Source organism: Pantoea sp. GL120224-02, from assembly GCF_900215395.1.
GTDB lineage: Bacteria > Pseudomonadota > Gammaproteobacteria > Enterobacterales > Enterobacteriaceae > Pantoea > Pantoea communis.
In genome coordinates, this window is record NZ_OBEC01000005.1 from 324,133 (window position 1) to 341,004 (window position 16,872).

A 16,872-nucleotide genomic window follows, 5' to 3' on the forward strand; every position below is an offset into this window, starting at 1 on the left:
TAAATAACGCGCGGATGTTGCTTTTTTGTAAACAGATTAACAATCAGCCGAAATGCTGCTATGCTGGCCGACGCGGAACCGGGCACCTCACCCTACTGTTTGACAGCTCAAGGGGTGTACCGGAAAGCTATACAATGAGAGCGAGGAGAACGTCGTGCTAGAAGAATACCGTAAGCACGTTGCCGAGCGTGCTGCCCAGGGAATCGTACCTAAGCCGTTAGATGCTTCCCAAATGGCCGCGCTGGTTGAACTGCTGAAAAACCCGCCAGCGGGTGAAGAAGAATTCCTGACCGATCTATTGGTCAACCGTGTACCCCCAGGTGTTGATGAAGCGGCTTATGTAAAAGCTGGTTTCCTGGCAGCTGTCACGAAGGGCGAAGCCCTCTCTCCTCTGGTTACTCGCGAAAAGGCAGTTGAACTGCTGGGCACCATGCAGGGCGGTTATAACATCCATGCGCTGATTGAGGCGCTCGACGAAGAAGCGCTGGCACCGATTGCCGCTGAAGCGCTGTCTCACACGCTGCTGATGTTCGACAACTTCTATGATGTCGAAGAGAAAGCGAAAGCGGGTAACCCCCACGCGAAGAAAATTATCCAGTCCTGGGCCGATGCTGAGTGGTTCCTGAAGCGTCCTAAGCTGGCTGAAAAAATCACCACCACCGTGTTTAAAGTGACCGGCGAAACCAACACCGATGACCTCTCTCCGGCACCGGATGCATGGTCTCGCCCGGATATTCCACTACACGCACTGGCGATGTTGAAAAACCCACGTGATGGTATCGAACCCGACGATGCCGGCAACATTGGGCCGATCAAACAGATCGAAGAATTGCAGAAAAAAGGCTTCCCGCTGACCTACGTCGGTGACGTGGTGGGTACCGGTTCTTCCCGTAAATCTGCCACCAACTCGGTGTTGTGGTTCATGGGCGATGACATTCCGTACGTGCCAAACAAAAAAGGCGGCGGTCTGTGCCTCGGCGGTAAAATCGCACCGATCTTCTTCAACACTATGGAAGATGCGGGCGCACTGCCGATCGAAGTGGACGTTGACCGTCTGAACATGGGCGATGTGATTGACGTTTACCCGTACAAGGGTGAAGTGCGCAATCATGAAACCGACGAACTGCTGGCGACCTTCGAGCTGAAAACCGAAGTGCTGCTGGATGAAGTGCGTGCCGGTGGCCGTATTCCACTGATCATTGGTCGTGGCCTGACCACTAAAGCACGTGAGTCTCTGGGTCTGCCGCACAGCGATGTGTTTGTGAAAGCCAAAGACGTTGCAGAGAGCACCCGTGGTTATTCACTGGCGCAGAAAATGGTTGGCCGTGCCTGTGGCGTTGAAGGTATCCGTCCGGGTGCCTACTGTGAACCTAAAATGACCTCTGTAGGTTCTCAGGACACCACCGGTCCAATGACCCGTGATGAACTGAAAGACCTGGCGTGCCTGGGCTTCTCATCCGATTTAGTCATGCAGTCATTCTGTCATACCGCAGCCTATCCTAAGCCGGTTGACGTAACCACGCACCACACCCTGCCTGACTTCATTATGAACCGTGGCGGTGTCTCACTGCGTCCGGGTGACGGGGTTATCCACAGCTGGCTGAACCGTATGCTGCTGCCAGATACCGTGGGTACCGGCGGCGATTCACACACCCGTTTCCCTATCGGTATCTCCTTCCCGGCGGGTTCTGGTCTGGTGGCATTTGCTGCTGCGACCGGCGTGATGCCACTGGATATGCCTGAGTCGGTACTGGTGCGCTTCAAAGGCGAAATGCAGCCGGGCATTACCCTGCGCGATCTGGTTCACGCCATCCCACTGTACGCCATCAAAGCGGGTCTGCTGACTGTTGAGAAGAAAGGGAAGAAAAACATCTTCTCTGGCCGCGTGCTGGAAATCGAAGGTCTGCCGAAACTGAAAGTGGAGCAGGCATTTGAACTGACCGATGCGTCAGCTGAGCGTTCTGCAGCGGGCTGTACCATCAAGCTGGATAAAGAGCCGATCATTGAGTATCTGAACTCAAACATCGTGCTGCTGAAGTGGATGATCTCTGAAGGTTACGGCGATCGTCGTACGCTGGAGCGCCGTGTAGAAGGCATGCAGAAATGGCTGGCGGATCCGCAACTGCTGGAAGGCGATGCGGATGCAGAATATGCGGCAGTGATCGATATCGATCTGGCCGAAATCAAAGAGCCAATCCTGTGTGCGCCAAACGATCCAGATGATGCGCGCTGGTTGTCTGATGTGCAGGGCGAGAAGATCGATGAAGTGTTCATCGGTTCTTGTATGACCAACATCGGTCACTTCCGTGCAGCGGGTAAACTGCTGGATGCGCACAAAGGCCAACTGCCAACCCGTCTGTGGGTGGCGCCGCCTACTAAGATGGATGCCGCTCAGCTGACGGAAGAGGGCTATTACAGCGTCTTCGGTAAGAGCGGTGCGCGTATCGAAATTCCAGGTTGCTCACTCTGCATGGGTAACCAGGCGCGTGTGAAAGACGGTGCGACGGTGGTTTCCACCTCAACCCGTAACTTCCCGAACCGCCTCGGTACCGGCGCGAACGTGTTCCTGGCTTCGGCTGAGTTGGCTGCGGTGGCATCCCTGCTGGGCAAATTGCCTACGCCAGATGAGTACCAGCAGTTCATGGTTCAGGTTGATAAGACCGCGGAAGATACCTACCGCTATCTCAACTTTGACCAGTTAGGTCAGTACACTGATAAAGCTGACGGTGTGATCTTCCAGACCGCTGTTTAATCGGCGCGAAGGATGAAAGGGGACGATGTGAATCGTCCCCTTTTTTATGCGCTGTTTTCCTTGGGCATGTCCAGGCATAATGCGAGCGCGATCCCACTTTATTCAGCGCGCTACGCACAAAATGCACCTAACCGGTGCTGCACGTCGCGCCATTAGCTACACGAGGCAAACCCATGGAGTATGAATTTCTGCGTGATTTGACCGGACAGGTCAAAGTGCGTATGTCGATGGACCACGAAGCAGTGGGGCACTGGTTCAATGAAGAGGTCAGAGAGCATCCCGGCCTGCTGGATGAAGTGGAAGCGGCGGCGCGGGAAGTCAAAGGAACGATTAATCAGTGGCAGCGTGTCGGGCATGAATACACCATCTGGCTGGATGAAGAAGAGGTGATGATCCGAGCCAACCAGCTGGCGCTGGAAGATGATGGCATGGAAGAGGGCATGACGTATTACGACGAAGAGAGTCTGTCATTTTGCGGCGTGGAAGATTTCCTCGCAGTGATCGCGGCGTATCGGCAGTTTCTTGCGGGCAGATAACCGCAAAATTTCGCCTGCATTGTCGTGGCGTAGTTTTATTTAGACTCTGGCTTTCCCTGACTCAATGGCGGCAGATGATCCCCTTGAATTCAGCGACATGTCGCCTCCAATTGTTTTTTATTTTCTGTAGGGGAAACGCCGCATCAGGACGATGCGGCGAGTTTGGCACTTACGCGCCGCTTACCACGGAGTGTGGATGATGCGCCTGTTCCTCATCCACGATGGGTTCGACTTTGCCCATCAGGAACAGGTAGTTAAGAATACCGATAACCACTAATACAGCAGAGAACACCAGTGCCCAGGTGAAGTGGCCTGTCGCCCCGACGATGGCACCAGTAATAATCGGCCCCACCGCACCGCCCATGTTGGATACGGTGTTTTGCAGGCCAGCCACGATCGACACGCTGTTCTGCGGTGCCACATCGCCAGGCAGTGCCCACACCTGAGAAGCCGCAACGGTGGTGCCCGATTTGGCGATACACAGCAACAGCACGGTCATAAATACCGAGTCAGTGAACGGGGCGAAGCCGATACACAGTGCCATCATCAGACCAATAGTCAGGAACAGCTTGCGCGTGGCGGTCAGTGACAGCACTTTTTTGTGCACCATGCGATCCGATGCCCAACCGGCCAGCACTTCAATCACCATGCCGCAAATCAGCGGCAGCGCAGCCACCATCCCCATCTTGAGGAAATCCATGCCTTTATCTTTCACCAGATAAGTCGGCAGCCAGGTAATAAAGAAGTATGAGGTGTAGTTAATGGTGAAGAAGCCAATGCACATTGCCCAGATATTGCGGTAGCGCAGCAGTTTGTACCACTTCATCGGACGTACGCTTTTGTCGCCGTGTTTCTGCGCCTGGCCATTACGGATAAAGCGCACTTCATCCTGACTGATCGATTTGTGATCTTCCGGGTTTTCCGCATAGATGAAGTACCACGCAATTACCCAGAACACACCGAGTGAACCAATCACCAGGAAAGTGATGCGCCAGTCGAACATGGCGATCATAAATACGATCAACGGCATGGCCACGGCCCCACCAAACTTCGAGGCGCTGTCGAACAGGCCTGAAACGGTGGCACGTTCGCGATCCGGGAACCAGCGCGCGGTTATCCCGGCGTTGCTCGGATAGGCTGCGGCCTCACCGACACCCAGCGCTAAACGCAGCGCCAGTAGAGATTTAAAGCCGGTTGCCAGGCCCATCGCCATGGTAGCAATTGACCACCAGGCCACCGCAATACCGAGACCTTTTTTCTGACCGAAGCGGTCGGCAAACCAGCCTGCCGGGATCTGCAACAGCGCGTATGACCAGAAGAACGCTGCCATGATAAAGCCCATCATCTCGGGATTAATGTCGAGCTCTTTGATCAAATGCGGGGCAGCCGCAGAGAGTACGGTACGGTCAATATAGTTAATGGCGATCGCCAGCCACATCAGGCCAGCAATCCACCAGCGAATGCGGGTAGAGCGAGAGGTGTTGTTCATAATATTTTTTCACCTTCCCGGTGTCTTTCGCGCTGTCGCGGCGTTGACTGCAATCATCCACCCCACATTCGGGGGACAGATGACCTTGTCGCTGGCGTCAGCACCAATGACTGGGGATTAAAATTTGGATTAAGTAGGGTTTTGAGAAAATTAATCCAGCCCGTTCATAACATTTGTCGGGCGCTCGCCCTGTTTGATGCACTGCACAATCTGCGCGACGCAACGTTCACCAATGGCACTGATGGCACCGTCGGTGTAACCCGCGATATGCGAAGTCGGGATAAAGTTGCTGAGGGTGAACAGCGGATGTTCCGCCAGCGGTTCCTGCTCAAACACATCGGCGGCCGCGCCAGCGATGACGTTGTCCAGCAGTGCCTGATACAGATCTTGCTCATTGACGATGCTACCGCGTGAGGCATTGATCAGGAATGCACTCTTCTTCATGCGCTTGATGCGCGCAGCATCGAACAGATTCTGGGTTTTATCGGTGAGCGGCTTGTGCAAGGTGATGAAATCGCTGCTTTCGGTCAGCTGATCGAGGCTGACGAATTCGATGCCATGCTCGGCGGCAAATTTTTCATCCGGATAAAAGTCGAAAGCAATCACGCGCATGTTGAAGCCTTTGGCACGCAGCGCAACCTGTTTACCGATATTCCCGAGGCCGATAATGCCCAGCGTTTTGCCATACACATCGGTGGCAAAGATGCGCGGCCAGTTACCGGCACGGGTTTCAATTGCAGCCTGGGTAATCTGGCGTGCGCTATTCAGAATCAACGCGAACGCGAAGTCAGCCACGGCATGTTTATTGGCATCCGGCACATTGGTGACGTAAATGCCGCGTGCGCGGGTGGCATCCAGATTGATGTTGTCGACGCCCACGCCATGCTTACACACGATCTTCAGCTGAGGTGCTTTTGCCAGCAGTGCTTCATTCACATCGGTAAAGGCAACGATCATCGCCACGGTCTCGGCCAGATGCGGCTCCAGCGCGCTAAGCGGTGCATCGGCGGGCAGGGTGATCAGCTCAAAACCCTGCTGTTCCAGCGCATCAATGGGCGCAGCGTCGTATTTGGCGAAAGACGGTGAAGTACAGATAACTTTCATAGCGTTTCCCAATCCTGGTGTTGGAACGGGCAGCAACCGCTGCCCAATCGGTCTTTACTGCAGGTACTGATTCACGATCTGGCGGATCTTCTGCTCTTCTTCGGCAGAGAAGCTCACCGCATAACGGCTGTTACCCACATCTGAACCCAGCAGTGAAACAGCTTTCTTCACGGTGGCCGGTGGGAAACCAACGCTGTAGAGATCGGTGCGCAGGCCCGTGATGTTCTCTTGTGCCTGGCGTGAGCCTTCAATATCGCCCGCATGGAAACGTGCCCAGATAGCGTTGATCTTTTTCGGCGCCACGTTGGCGAGACCCGAAATACAGGCAGTACAACCTTCAACAAAGCCACGGTGGATCAGCGAGTCTGGGCCGGTCAGCACGTTGAAGTTTTCCACGCCTTCAGCGGCCTTCAGGAAACCGCTCAGGCTCTCATAGCTGCCCGCACTGTCTTTGATGCCGATAATGTTGGGATGTGAAGCCAGCGCACGCACGGTTTCCGGCTGTAAAGTGTTGCCGGTGCGTGCAGGGATGTTGTACAGATACAGCGGTACTTCAATTGCATCTGCCACCGCGCGGTAGTGGGCAATCAACTCTTCCTGCTTCAGCGGCACGAAATACGGAGTGATCACCGAAACCGCATCCACGCCCAGTTTGGCGACTTGTTTGCCGAGGCGGATGGTTTCACGGGTAGAGATCTCACCGATGTGCGCCACAACCGGGGCAGCGCCGTTCACTTCATCGACGCAGGTTTCGGTAACCGCTAACTTCTCCTGCTCGTTGAGCACAAAGAACTCACCGTTGGTACCGCCGCAGAAGATGCCGTTACCCGCGCTGAGCTGACGTTGTACCTGCAGGCGCTGAGCCGCGGGATTAAACGCACCTTCACTGTCAAAGGTGGTGACGATAGCGGTTAATACGCCCTGAATTTTCTTACTCATGATGCCCTCATTAATCCTTAGTGATTCAAAGCCGGAAAGAGTGTCAGGTAGACGTTTCGTACGTCATCGGCGCTCACTTTCATCGGTACATTCTTCATCAGTCGCTGCACGTCGAGCGCGGCTTCAACCAGATACGGCAGGTGATCCGGGCCGATACCCAGTTCTTCCAGACTGGCAGGCAGTTTGAGACGTTTCACCAGCGCGGCAAAGTACTCCACCAGCGCATGCGATTTGGCTTCTTCATCCAGTGAGGCATCTGCGTCCGGCAGCAGATCGTAGGCCTGCGCGAATTTGCTCACGGCGGCGGGGCGTACAAAGCGCATGCACGGTGCCAGCAGAATGGCGTTCGCCACGCCGTGCGGCAGATGATATTTGCCGCCCAGCGGATAGGACATCGCATGCACCAGATGGGTACCGGCGTGGGCAATCGATGCGCCACCGTAATAAGAAGCCCACAACATATTCAGGCGCGCTTCCAGATTGCCCGGTTCGGCAATCGTGGTCTCCAGGCTGGCAAACAGCTTTTTCATGCCGATCAGCGCATAGTTATCACTCACCGGATTGGACACGGTGGCGGTAAAGCACTCGATCAGATGACAGAGTGCATCAATACCGGTCGAAGAGGCGATATGTGGCGGCATGCTGGTGGTCAGTTCAGGCACCAGTGCGACATAATCGGGCAGCATCACCGGAGTGATGATGCCGACTTTGGTCTCTTTCTCTGGGATCGCCAGGATTGCGTTTGGCGTGGCTTCGGAGCCGGTACCGGCGGTAGTCGGGATCAACAGTGACGTGGTGCGGGCCAGCGGTTTCTCTCCGGCCAGCAGGGCATCCAATGTTGGCGCGCCATCAACGCACAGAATCGACAGCAGTTTGGCGACATCCAGCACGCTGCCGCCGCCCACGCCGATCACCAGATCGACGTCGGTAGAAGGTAGTGCGGCAACAATGGCGGCGACATCGTGCTGGCTTGGCTCCGGCGGCACGCTGTTGACGATGCTCAAACTGCTGATCTGCTGTTTCAGCTGCGCGATCAGCGACTGAACCGCTGGAATGCCTTCGATATTCTTGTCGGTGACCAGAAGCGCTTTGTCTTTACTCTGCAGTAAATAGCTGAGGTCATTAAGCGCCTGGAAGCCACTGATCACGGTGCTGTTGATATTCATTTCATACCCTTATCGCGGTTTTTTCGTACTAAATGATTAACTTTGCTCATTCAGTGCGGGTTCTGTCACTACAGTGCCTAAATTTATAGGACAAATTGATTTCAAATAATTTGATCTTGCTCACATATAATCAATCGTGATTGAATATAATCAATCTCAACACGGCGAACTGCCGGCAGAGGAAAGAGAATGACTTCACAGCCATGGAAAACACCCGTCTTAGTGATCGCGGATGATTTTACCGGTGCCAACGACGCCGGTAGCGGACTGGCGCGAGCAGGCGCAAAGGTGCATGTGCTGTTTGATAGCAGTACTGCCCACGATGCCAGCAGCGCCGATGTGCTGGTCATCAGCACCGACAGCCGTGCAGTCAGTGCAGCAGAAGCAGCGCATCGTACAACGCTAGCATTACAGCAGCATCAGGCGATTGCCCAGGATGGCTGGCTGTTTAAAAAGATTGATTCCACGCTGCGCGGCAATCCGGGCGCAGAGATTGAGGCCGCATTGCACGCCAGCGGAAAAACCTTAGCGCTGGTGGTGCCCGCTGTGCCTAAATTGGGCCGTACCACGCGTGAAGGTGAAGTCTGGATCAACCAGCAGCGTCTGACGGACACCGAATTTGCCAGCGACCCGAAAACCCCGGTGACCAGTAGCCATGTGTTAACCCGCCTGCACATGCAAAGCGATCTGACCGGTGAAACTCTGGACCTGGCGACGGTGCGCAGTGGCAAGCTGGCACAGGTGCTTACCAGTAGGAAGGGCTTAGTGGTGCTGGATGCCGAGCAGGATGCTGATATTGCGCTGATTGTGGCGGCGGCGGCGAGTTTACCCGCACGACCCTTACTCGCAGGCGCTTCCGGATTAGGTGATGCATTGGGCGAATATCTGGCGACGCGTCCGGCCAGGCCGGTGCTGGCCGTGGTGGGTTCGATGAGCGCCATCGCGCAGCAGCAAATCGCCCGCCTCGCGACCCAACGTGACATTCGCATTATCGATATTGATATCCGTCAGTTGTTTGCTCAGCCCGCGTGGCCGCAGGCTGTCGAGTGGCAGCAGGCGATGCAACAGGCTTTACGCGACGGCGCACATTGCGTGGTGCGCACCACACAGCATGCAGAGCAACGCCATGAGATTGAACAGCTGTGTCAGCAACATCAGGTGTCACGCCAGGAGCTGGGAGAACGCATCTGCCACTTTCTCGCCCAATTGACCCACAACGTTTGCCGCCAGGCCTTGCCTGCCGGGTTGTATCTTTCGGGCGGCGACGTGGCAATTGCCGTCGCACAAGCGCTCGGCGCCAGTGGTTTTCAGATTCAGGGCCTGGTGGCGGGCTGTGTGCCGCACGGGGTTCTGCTAAATAGCGAATTACACCTGCCGGTGATGACCAAAGCGGGTGGCTTTGGTGACGAAAACACCCTGGTAGAAGCCATCCGTTTCATTGAGGAGAAGTCGAGTGAATAAAATTATTGCGGTGACCATGGGCGATCCGGCGGGCATCAGCCCGGAGATCATCATTAAAGCGTTAGCGGAAGGTGACCTGGCGGGGATCCCGGCAGTGGTGGTCGGCTGTGCCAGCACGCTGCGTCGGGTGATGGGATTGAACATTACGCCGCAGGCAGAATTACGCGTACTGGATAACGTCAAAGACGCGCATTTCGCACCGGGCATCATCAACGTGATCGATGAACCGCTGGCCAATCCAGAGGCATTAAAACCGGGTGTGGTGCAGAAAGAAGCCGGTGATTTGGCCTGGCGTTGTGTGAAACGCGCCACCGAACTGGCACTGGCCGGGGAAGTGCACGCAATCGCGACAGCTCCACTCAATAAAGAAGCACTGCACTCAGCAGGGCATATTTATCCGGGACACACCGAACTGCTGGCGCAACTGACTAACACCAAAAACTACGCCATGGTGCTGTACACCGATCATCTGAAGGTGATTCACGTCACGACGCATATCGCGCTGCGTAAGTTCCTCGACACCCTGAATGGCGATCGCATCCAGACGGTGATCGGCATGGCGGATACCTTCCTGCGCCGCGTCGGTTTCGACAAGCCGCGCATTGCCGTAGCTGGGGTGAATCCGCATGCGGGCGAAAATGGCCTGTTTGGTGACGAAGAGATCACCACCGTAGCACCGGCAATCAAAGTGATGAAAGAGCAGGGCATTGATGTTTATGGCCCGTGCCCGCCGGATACCGTGTTCCTGCAGTGTCAGCAAGGTCAGTACGATATGGTGGTGGCGATGTATCACGACCAGGGGCACATCCCTCTGAAATTGTTAGGCTTTTATGATGGCGTCAATATCACCGCTGGCCTGCCGTTTATCCGTACTTCTGCGGACCACGGCACGGCGTTTGATATCGCCTGGACAGGTAAAGCGAACTCTGCGAGCATGGCGATATCCATTAAACTCGCGATGCAGCTAGCATAGGGAAATATGAAGGGACAAAGCCGTCTCGACCAGATTATGGACTATCTGAAAAGTCATAATCTGGTCACTGTAGAACAGCTGGTGAGTGCGATCTCGGCTTCACCGGCGACGATCCGCCGCGATCTGATCAAGCTCGACAAGGAAGGCGTCATTAGCCGCAGCCATGGCGGAGTGACGCTCAATCGTTTTATTCCTGCGCAGCCGACCACGCTGGAAAAAATGCAGCGTAATCTGGCCGAGAAGCAGGCCATCGCGCAGTTTGCCGCCAGCTATGTGCAGTCGGGCGACTCCGTGGTGCTGGATGCCGGTACCACCATGCTGGAACTGGCGCGCCAGCTCACGCATCTGCAACTGCGAGTGATCACCGCCGACCTGCATATCGCGCTGTTCCTGTCTGAATTCAAGCAGATTGAAACCACCATTATTGGTGGCCGTATTGATGACTCCAGTCAGTCTTGTATTGGGGAGCATGGCCGACGCCTGCTGCGCAGCATCAATCCGGATATCGCGTTCGTTAGCTGTAACTCGTGGAGTATCGAACGCGGGATTACGACGCCGACGGAAGATAAAGCCGGTCTGAAGATGGATCTGCTGGCGAATGCGCGCCGCCGCATCCTGCTGGCTGACAGCAGTAAGTACGGTTCCTGGTCGCTATACTGCGCCGCACCGATTGATAGTTTGACCGATGTGGTGACGGATGCGCGTCTCGACGACGCAGTTTGTCGCGCGTTGCGTGAGCGTGGCATTGGTTTGCAGCTGACAGCCTGATGTAACAAGGTCGCCATCAAAGGCGACCCTTCAGCAACAGGGTTAACCCAATGCTAGCCCTGCACCGACATTTGCTTGCGTAGGTGCCCATTGATGCGCACCCGTTAACCGCAGCCCACTACGATAGCTTCAATCCCGTCGCCGGAATATTGCGGCCGTAGTAGATTTCACGCATCTCTTTCCACAGCAGATTGGTGATGCGCTTGTGCTCCTGCGGGTTGAGTTCTTCAGGCCTGGTATTGAACAGGTAATATTTCAGGTCAAATTCCTTCAGTAACATCTTGGTGTGAAAGATATTTTCCTGATAGACGTTCACATCCACCATGTCGTACATCGACTTCATATCCTCGGACATAAAGTTCTGAATCGAATTGATCTCGTGATCGATAAAGTGCTTTAAGCCATTCACATCACGGGTAAAACCACGCACGCGATAATCAATGGTAACGATGTCCGATTCCAGTTGGTGAATCAGGTAATTCAGCGCCTTAAGCGGCGAAATCACCCCACAGGTGGAGACTTCGATATCAGCGCGGAAGGTGCACAATCCCCCCTCAGGATGGCTTTCTGGATAGGTGTGCACGCAAATATGGCTCTTATCCAGATGCGCCACCACCGAATTGGGCAGCGGACCCGGATGCTCAGATTTATCGATATCCTGCGGATTGATCGGCTCTTCGCTGACCAGAATGGTGACGCTGGCACCCTGCGGTTCATAATCTTGTCGCGCGATGTTCAGCACGTTGGCACCAATGATTGAGCAGGTCTCAGTCAGGATTTCGGTGAGGCGATTCGCATTATACTGCTCATCAATATAGGCGATGTAGCCATCACGCTCCGCTTCGCTGTTGGCGTAGCAAATATCGTAAATACAAAAACTCAGGCTCTTCGTCAGATTATTGAAGCCGTGTAGTTTCAGCTTTTGCAATTTCGTCACTCCTCACACGACAAGGCATTCAGCAGATATTGCGGTAAGGCAAAGCTACCGACATGAATCGCGGGATTGTAGTAGCGGCAGCGTAGGCCCGCGTCGTCAAAGCGTGATTGCAGGGTGACTGCATCCCACTGGCGTAGCATCTCGTTGTCGCTTGCCCAGGCAAATGTCATGATGCCGCCGTAATAGGTGGGGATCGCCGCCTGATAAAAGCTGACGTCGGAGAAGTAATGGCCAAGTTTACGATGGCTGTTGATCGCTTCGTCCTGCTGCAGGAAACAGACGCCGTTCTGTGCCACAAAGATTCCGCCGGGATTTAGCGCCTGTTTACAGCCGGCATAGAATTCAGAGGTAAACAGACTTTCACCGGGACCGATGGGATCGGTGCAATCGGAAATAATGACGTCGAACTTCTCTTGCGTCTGGGTGACGAAATTCACACCATCATCAATCACCAAATTCAGCCGTGGATCGTCATAGGCACCGGCGCTGTGATTGGGCAGATACGTCTTGCAAAAACTCACCACGCCGGCATCGATCTCAACCATAGTGATCTGTTCAATCGTTTGGTGACGTAAGACCTCGCGCAGCATGGCGCCATCGCCACCGCCAATGATCAGCACGCGTTTCGCCTTGCCGTGCGCCAGGATTGGCACGTGGGTCATCATTTCGTGGTAGATGAACTCATCGCGCTCGGTGGTTTGCACCACACCGTCCAGCGCCATGACACGACCAAAAGCGGCATTTTCAAAGATCACCAGATCCTGATGCGCCGTTTTGTCGCGATAAAGCAGTTTATCTACCGTGAAATACTGTCCAAATCCGGCATGAAGCGTCTCATACCACATTTCATTCTGGGCCATGATGGGGCTCTCCTCGAATGTCATCGCCATGAAATTAGGGGAAAAAGCATAGCGAAATATGACCGTGGTTGCACGGTCAAATCTTCAGCAGCAGAGCGGGATGGCGGGCTATTTGACGTAAGCGAGCAGACTCAGCGAGTCACGCGCCAGCGACTTACACTTCTTGTCATTGGTAATGGCGATACCGCTCAAATCTTTGTAACTCTCTTCGCCGAGCGACTTCATGTTGTAGTTGCTGTAATTGCCCAGATCCCAGCGGTTCTGCTGGGCAAAAAACACCAGCGCTTTGCGAATTTGCGCATCGGGCAGATCCTGATAGCCACAATCGTTCTTCAGGTAAACAAACACCGCGGTCAGATCGGCCAGATCTTCAGCTTCGGATTCGCTCAGGGCAAAACTGGTGGAGGAGAAGCCAAGGAGTCCCGCCAGCAGCAGGATCTTGATGCTTTTCGTCATAATCATTCTCAACAAGGGACAATTTATTGACGTTAGCACAGTTATTGCAGGGATTCCGCTAAATTTGCCCAAATGGGGCATTCCCACGGTTTTTATCGGCGCATTCTGTTAAGGAGCTTGACCCTCCCGCAGGGTAAAGGTTTACGCTGTGCCCTTATTCACGACAAGGATAAGAATATGCAACGTCGTCATTTTCTAAAGTTGACCGCCGCACTCAGCGCGGCAGGTGCGCTGCCTTTGTGGAGCCGTTCGTTAATGGCGGCGACGCGCCCGCTGCTACCGATCCCCTCTATTTTGCAGCCCGATGCACGCGGAGCGTACACGCTCACCGCGATGAGTGGCACCAGCCAATGGAACGGCAAATCCGTCCCGACGTGGGGCTATAACGGCAGTCTGCTCGGCCCGGCGCTGCGGTTGCCGCGCGAGAAAGCCGTTACGGTGAATATTCATAATCGGCTGGCGGAAGCAACGACATTGCACTGGCACGGTCTGGAAATTCCTGGCGATGTTGATGGTGGACCGCAAGCACTGATTGCGCCCGGTGCCTCACGTCAGGTGACCTTTACGCCCGATCAACCGGCTGCCACCTGTTGGTTCCATCCGCATCAGCATGGCAAAACCGGCTATCAGGTGGCGCAGGGGCTGGCGGGACTGGTGCTGTTAGAGGACGAAGATTCCGGTAAATTGCGTCTGCCGATGCAGTGGGGCGAAGATGACGTGCCGCTGATTTTCCAGGATAAACAGCTGACCAAAGACGGCGCAAAAATCGATTACCAACTCGACATCATGCGCGCGGCGGTGGGCTGGTTTGGTGACATGATGTTAACCAACGGCGTGCAGTATCCGCAGCAAGCGGTGCCACGCGGCTGGCTGCGCTTGCGTCTGTTGAACGGCTGCAATGCCCGTTCGCTGGATATCGCCACCAGTGATAAGCGCCCAATGTACGTGATTGCCAGCGATGGCGGTTTGCTGGCCGAGCCGGTAAAAGTGGATAGCCTGCCGCTGCTGCCTGGCGAGCGTTTCGAAGTGATGATTGATACTTCAGACGGCAAAACCTTCGACATGGTGACGCTGCCGGTGACGCAGATGGGCATGACGCTGGCACCCTTTGATCAACCCTTGCCGCTGGTGCAAATTCTGCCACTGCGCGTGATGGCAAGTGGTTCTATGCCGGATAAGCTGGTGGATCTGCCGCCGCTACCATCAGTGGAAGGCGTGCAAAGCCGCTGGCTGCAACTGATGATGGATCCGCAACTGGATCAACAAGGCATGCAGGCGCTGATGGATCGTTACGGTCATCAAGCCATGGCCGGGATGAAAATGGATCATGGCAACATGGACTCGAAGGGTGGGACCATGCAGATGGATCATGGCAACATGGACATGAGCGGCGGTGCCATGAAGATGGACCATGGCAGTATGCCGATGGATCACGCAAAAACAGCGGCTTACGATTTCCACAACGGCAATAAAATCAACGGTCAGGCGTTTAACATGACCAAGCCGATGTTCAATGCTGAACTCGGCAAGCTGGAAAAATGGACCATTTCCGGTGAGGGCGATGCCATGCTGCATCCGTTCCACATTCATGGCACTCAGTTCCGCATCCTGTCAGAAAACGGCAAGCCGCCAGCGCCGCATCGCGCGGGCTGGAAAGACATGGTCAGCGTGAACGGCTGGCGCAGTGAGGTGCTGGTGCGGTTTAACTACGTTGCCAATGCCGATAACGCCTACATGGCGCATTGCCATCTGCTGGAGCATGAAGATACCGGCATGATGCTAGGCTTCACTGTCGGCTAAGTGACTGCCTCACCGCAGCGAAGCCAAAACGTCTTCGCTGCGGGTTGTTTAGCAACACCAAGGCATAAGCGTGGCATTTTACTGCTCAGCAGCAGTATCAGGGCGCCAATGGCCTGATTTCCTGTTACAGGGGCAGGGCACAAGTGGCCTGGTTTACGGCAGCACACGAGCGTGGACATCGGACAGCCTTATCCTGCTGCTCGATGCCTGGTCAACGCCGCTAACTCCTCTCTGAGCGTGCGAGGCAAGTGATTATGCCTGAGCCGATTCCAGTGCCAGCCGGATATCCTCAATCAAATCATCAGCATGCTCGATACCAATCGACAAACGTACCGTGGCATCGGTAATGCCAATACGCTGGCGTACTTCCTGCGGCACGCCGGAATGGGTGGTGCTGCCCGGATGGCTGGCGAGTGATTCGGTACCGCCCAGGCTCACGGCCAGTTTAAACAACGCAAGGGCATTGAGAAAACGAAATGCTGCTGGCTGGCCGCCTTTGATATCGAACGAGAAGGTGGAACCTGCGCCGCTGCATTGTCGCTGGAAGGTTTCACCCGCAGAGGTGTCCGCATCGAGATAGGGCAGCCAGTGCAATTTTTCTACCTGCGGGTTATCACGCAAAAACGCGGCGACTTTTTCTGCATTGCTGGCGGCTTTCTCCATCCTCAACGACAGCGTTTCCAGCGATCGTCCAATCATCCAGCTGGAGTGCGGATCAAGTTGGGTGCCGATGGCGCTGCGCAGCGATCGCACCTTGCTCACCAGCGCTTTGCTGCCCAGCACCGCACCGGCAATCAGATCCGAATGGCCGCCGACATATTTGGTGAGCGAGTAGAGCGACAAGTCTGCACCGTGCTGCAAAGGGCGTTGAAACAGCGGGCCAAGCAAGGTGTTATCGCAGGCGAGAATCGGGCGCGAACCTTGCTGCTGGGTGATGACATCTGCTACCTGCTTCATCAGCTGAATATCCACCAGGCTGTTGGTCGGGTTGGCCGGCGTCTCAATCAGAATCAGCGCCACACGACCGCGCTGCCACGCCAGTTTGGCTGCTTCATACACTTTGTCTTCATCGGTGCCATCGCTGAAGCCGACGGCTTTAATCTCTAAATCGTGCAGCGTTTTGCTTAGCAACGTTTCAGTGCCGCCGTACAGCGGCTGCGAATGCAAAATCACTTCACCTGGCCGCGCAAACGCCAGCAGCGTGGTGGCAATGGCCGACATTCCGGAGGAGAACAGCGCGGCACTTTCTGCCTGTTCATAGATGGCCAACCGATCTTCCACAATCTCGCTATTGGGATGGTTAAAGCGTGAGTATACCAGCCCACCGCTCTTGCCCTCCGGTGGCTGCTTACGTCCGGCAACGAAATCAAAAAAGTCCTGTCCCTCTTCGGCGCTGTTGAACACAAAGGTCGAAGTCAGGAATACAGGAGGTTTGACTGCGCCCTCCGATAGCCGCGGATCGTAACCGTAATTAAGCATCTGCGTTTCCGGATGCAGATCGTGGGTGCCAATCTGTGTTTTTTTACTGGATGAAGCGGCCATAGGATCTCCAGAGAATACCGGTGAGAGTGCGGGTGGGTTTTCTGTAGTTAAGGCCAGCGCAATAAATTTTGCCACGGTATCGTTTGCGT

Annotated in this window: 14 protein-coding genes; 6 read left to right on the forward strand and 8 right to left on the reverse strand. The window is 55.0% G+C overall.

Translation table 11 applies throughout. The annotated features are described in order from the left end of the window. Positions 1-154: 154 nt before the first annotated feature. Entirely contained in the window at positions 155-2,752 is a 2,598-nt protein-coding gene (gene acnB, locus CRO33_RS12565; RefSeq protein WP_097118359.1) for a bifunctional aconitate hydratase 2/2-methylisocitrate dehydratase, read from the forward strand. Positions 2,753-2,925: 173 nt separating this feature from the next. Next, on the forward strand, positions 2,926-3,288 hold the full coding sequence (yacL, locus tag CRO33_RS12570; RefSeq protein WP_097118360.1) for a protein YacL: 363 nt from the start codon (positions 2,926-2,928) through the stop codon (positions 3,286-3,288). A 169-nt stretch (positions 3,289-3,457) separates the two neighbouring features. Here the strand turns inward: yacL and CRO33_RS12575 are convergent, their stop codons facing one another. From CRO33_RS12575 to CRO33_RS12590, 4 genes are all read right to left on the reverse strand, one after another. Then, on the reverse strand, positions 3,458-4,777 hold the full coding sequence (locus CRO33_RS12575) for an MFS transporter (RefSeq protein ID WP_034829595.1): 1,320 nt from the start codon (positions 4,775-4,777) through the stop codon (positions 3,458-3,460). A gap of 150 nt (positions 4,778-4,927) precedes the next feature. Then, the gene (locus CRO33_RS12580) at positions 4,928-5,881 is read right to left on the reverse strand and encodes a phosphoglycerate dehydrogenase (protein ID WP_097118361.1); all 954 of its coding nucleotides are present in this window, start codon (positions 5,879-5,881) and stop codon (positions 4,928-4,930) included. A 54-nt stretch (positions 5,882-5,935) separates the two neighbouring features. Then, a complete protein-coding gene (locus CRO33_RS12585) occupies positions 5,936-6,820 on the reverse strand; it encodes a dihydrodipicolinate synthase family protein (RefSeq protein ID WP_097118362.1) in 885 nt (294 codons plus the stop codon). A gap of 17 nt (positions 6,821-6,837) precedes the next feature. Further along, the gene (locus tag CRO33_RS12590; RefSeq protein WP_097118363.1) at positions 6,838-7,986 is read right to left on the reverse strand and encodes an iron-containing alcohol dehydrogenase; all 1,149 of its coding nucleotides are present in this window, start codon (positions 7,984-7,986) and stop codon (positions 6,838-6,840) included. A 189-nt stretch (positions 7,987-8,175) separates the two neighbouring features. Between CRO33_RS12590 and dtnK the strand changes: the two genes are divergently transcribed. From dtnK to CRO33_RS12605, 3 genes are read left to right on the forward strand one after another with little or no spacing between them, the layout of a single operon-like run. Continuing rightward, positions 8,176-9,447 carry a D-threonate kinase gene (gene dtnK / locus CRO33_RS12595; protein ID WP_097118364.1) on the forward strand — a complete coding sequence of 424 codons (1,272 nt, stop codon included), beginning with the start codon at positions 8,176-8,178 and terminating at the stop codon, positions 9,445-9,447. Beyond that, positions 9,440-10,420 carry a D-threonate 4-phosphate dehydrogenase gene (locus CRO33_RS12600; protein ID WP_034829583.1) on the forward strand — a complete coding sequence of 327 codons (981 nt, stop codon included), beginning with the start codon at positions 9,440-9,442 and terminating at the stop codon, positions 10,418-10,420. Before dtnK ends, CRO33_RS12600 begins: the two co-directional genes overlap by 8 nt. 6 nt (positions 10,421-10,426) lie before the next feature. After that, the gene (locus CRO33_RS12605; RefSeq protein ID WP_034829581.1) at positions 10,427-11,188 is read left to right on the forward strand and encodes a DeoR/GlpR family DNA-binding transcription regulator; all 762 of its coding nucleotides are present in this window, start codon (positions 10,427-10,429) and stop codon (positions 11,186-11,188) included. Between the two features lie 118 nt (positions 11,189-11,306). On the opposite strand, the gene speD is transcribed toward CRO33_RS12605, so the two are convergent. From speD to CRO33_RS12620, 3 genes are all read right to left on the reverse strand, one after another. Continuing rightward, positions 11,307-12,116, reverse strand: coding sequence for an adenosylmethionine decarboxylase (gene speD, locus CRO33_RS12610; RefSeq protein WP_097118365.1), 810 nt, complete (start codon positions 12,114-12,116; stop codon positions 11,307-11,309). A 5-nt stretch (positions 12,117-12,121) separates the two neighbouring features. Beyond that, positions 12,122-12,985 (reverse strand): polyamine aminopropyltransferase, encoded by an 864-nt coding sequence (gene speE / locus CRO33_RS12615; protein ID WP_097118366.1) that lies wholly within the window; start codon positions 12,983-12,985, stop codon positions 12,122-12,124. Positions 12,986-13,093: 108 nt separating this feature from the next. Then, positions 13,094-13,441 (reverse strand): YacC family pilotin-like protein, encoded by a 348-nt coding sequence (locus CRO33_RS12620; RefSeq protein ID WP_097118367.1) that lies wholly within the window; start codon positions 13,439-13,441, stop codon positions 13,094-13,096. Between the two features lie 177 nt (positions 13,442-13,618). On the opposite strand from CRO33_RS12620, the gene cueO reads away from it, so the two are divergent. Then, entirely contained in the window at positions 13,619-15,241 is a 1,623-nt protein-coding gene (gene cueO / locus CRO33_RS12625) for a multicopper oxidase CueO (RefSeq protein WP_097118368.1), read from the forward strand. A 252-nt stretch (positions 15,242-15,493) separates the two neighbouring features. Here the strand turns inward: cueO and CRO33_RS12630 are convergent, their stop codons facing one another. Next, positions 15,494-16,783, reverse strand: coding sequence for a cystathionine gamma-synthase family protein (locus tag CRO33_RS12630; RefSeq protein ID WP_097118369.1), 1,290 nt, complete (start codon positions 16,781-16,783; stop codon positions 15,494-15,496). Positions 16,784-16,872: the final 89 nt, after the last annotated feature.

What these genes read in the sequence shown, in the direction of transcription:
- yacL (WP_097118360.1), top strand. Translation starts at nt 2,926, where the DNA reads ATGGAGTATGAATTTCTGCGTGATTTGACCGGACAGGTCAAAGTGCGT.
- CRO33_RS12575 (WP_034829595.1), bottom strand. Translation starts at nt 4,777, where the DNA reads ATGAACAACACCTCTCGCTCTACCCGCATTCGCTGGTGGATTGCTGGC.
- CRO33_RS12580 (WP_097118361.1), bottom strand. Translation starts at nt 5,881, where the DNA reads ATGAAAGTTATCTGTACTTCACCGTCTTTCGCCAAATACGACGCTGCG.
- CRO33_RS12585 (WP_097118362.1), bottom strand. Translation starts at nt 6,820, where the DNA reads ATGAGTAAGAAAATTCAGGGCGTATTAACCGCTATCGTCACCACCTTT.
- CRO33_RS12590 (WP_097118363.1), bottom strand. Translation starts at nt 7,986, where the DNA reads ATGAATATCAACAGCACCGTGATCAGTGGCTTCCAGGCGCTTAATGAC.
- dtnK (WP_097118364.1), top strand. Translation starts at nt 8,176, where the DNA reads ATGACTTCACAGCCATGGAAAACACCCGTCTTAGTGATCGCGGATGAT.
- CRO33_RS12605 (WP_034829581.1), top strand. Translation starts at nt 10,427, where the DNA reads ATGAAGGGACAAAGCCGTCTCGACCAGATTATGGACTATCTGAAAAGT.
- speE (WP_097118366.1), bottom strand. Translation starts at nt 12,985, where the DNA reads ATGGCCCAGAATGAAATGTGGTATGAGACGCTTCATGCCGGATTTGGA.
- CRO33_RS12620 (WP_097118367.1), bottom strand. Translation starts at nt 13,441, where the DNA reads ATGACGAAAAGCATCAAGATCCTGCTGCTGGCGGGACTCCTTGGCTTC.
- cueO (WP_097118368.1), top strand. Translation starts at nt 13,619, where the DNA reads ATGCAACGTCGTCATTTTCTAAAGTTGACCGCCGCACTCAGCGCGGCA.
- CRO33_RS12630 (WP_097118369.1), bottom strand. Translation starts at nt 16,783, where the DNA reads ATGGCCGCTTCATCCAGTAAAAAAACACAGATTGGCACCCACGATCTG.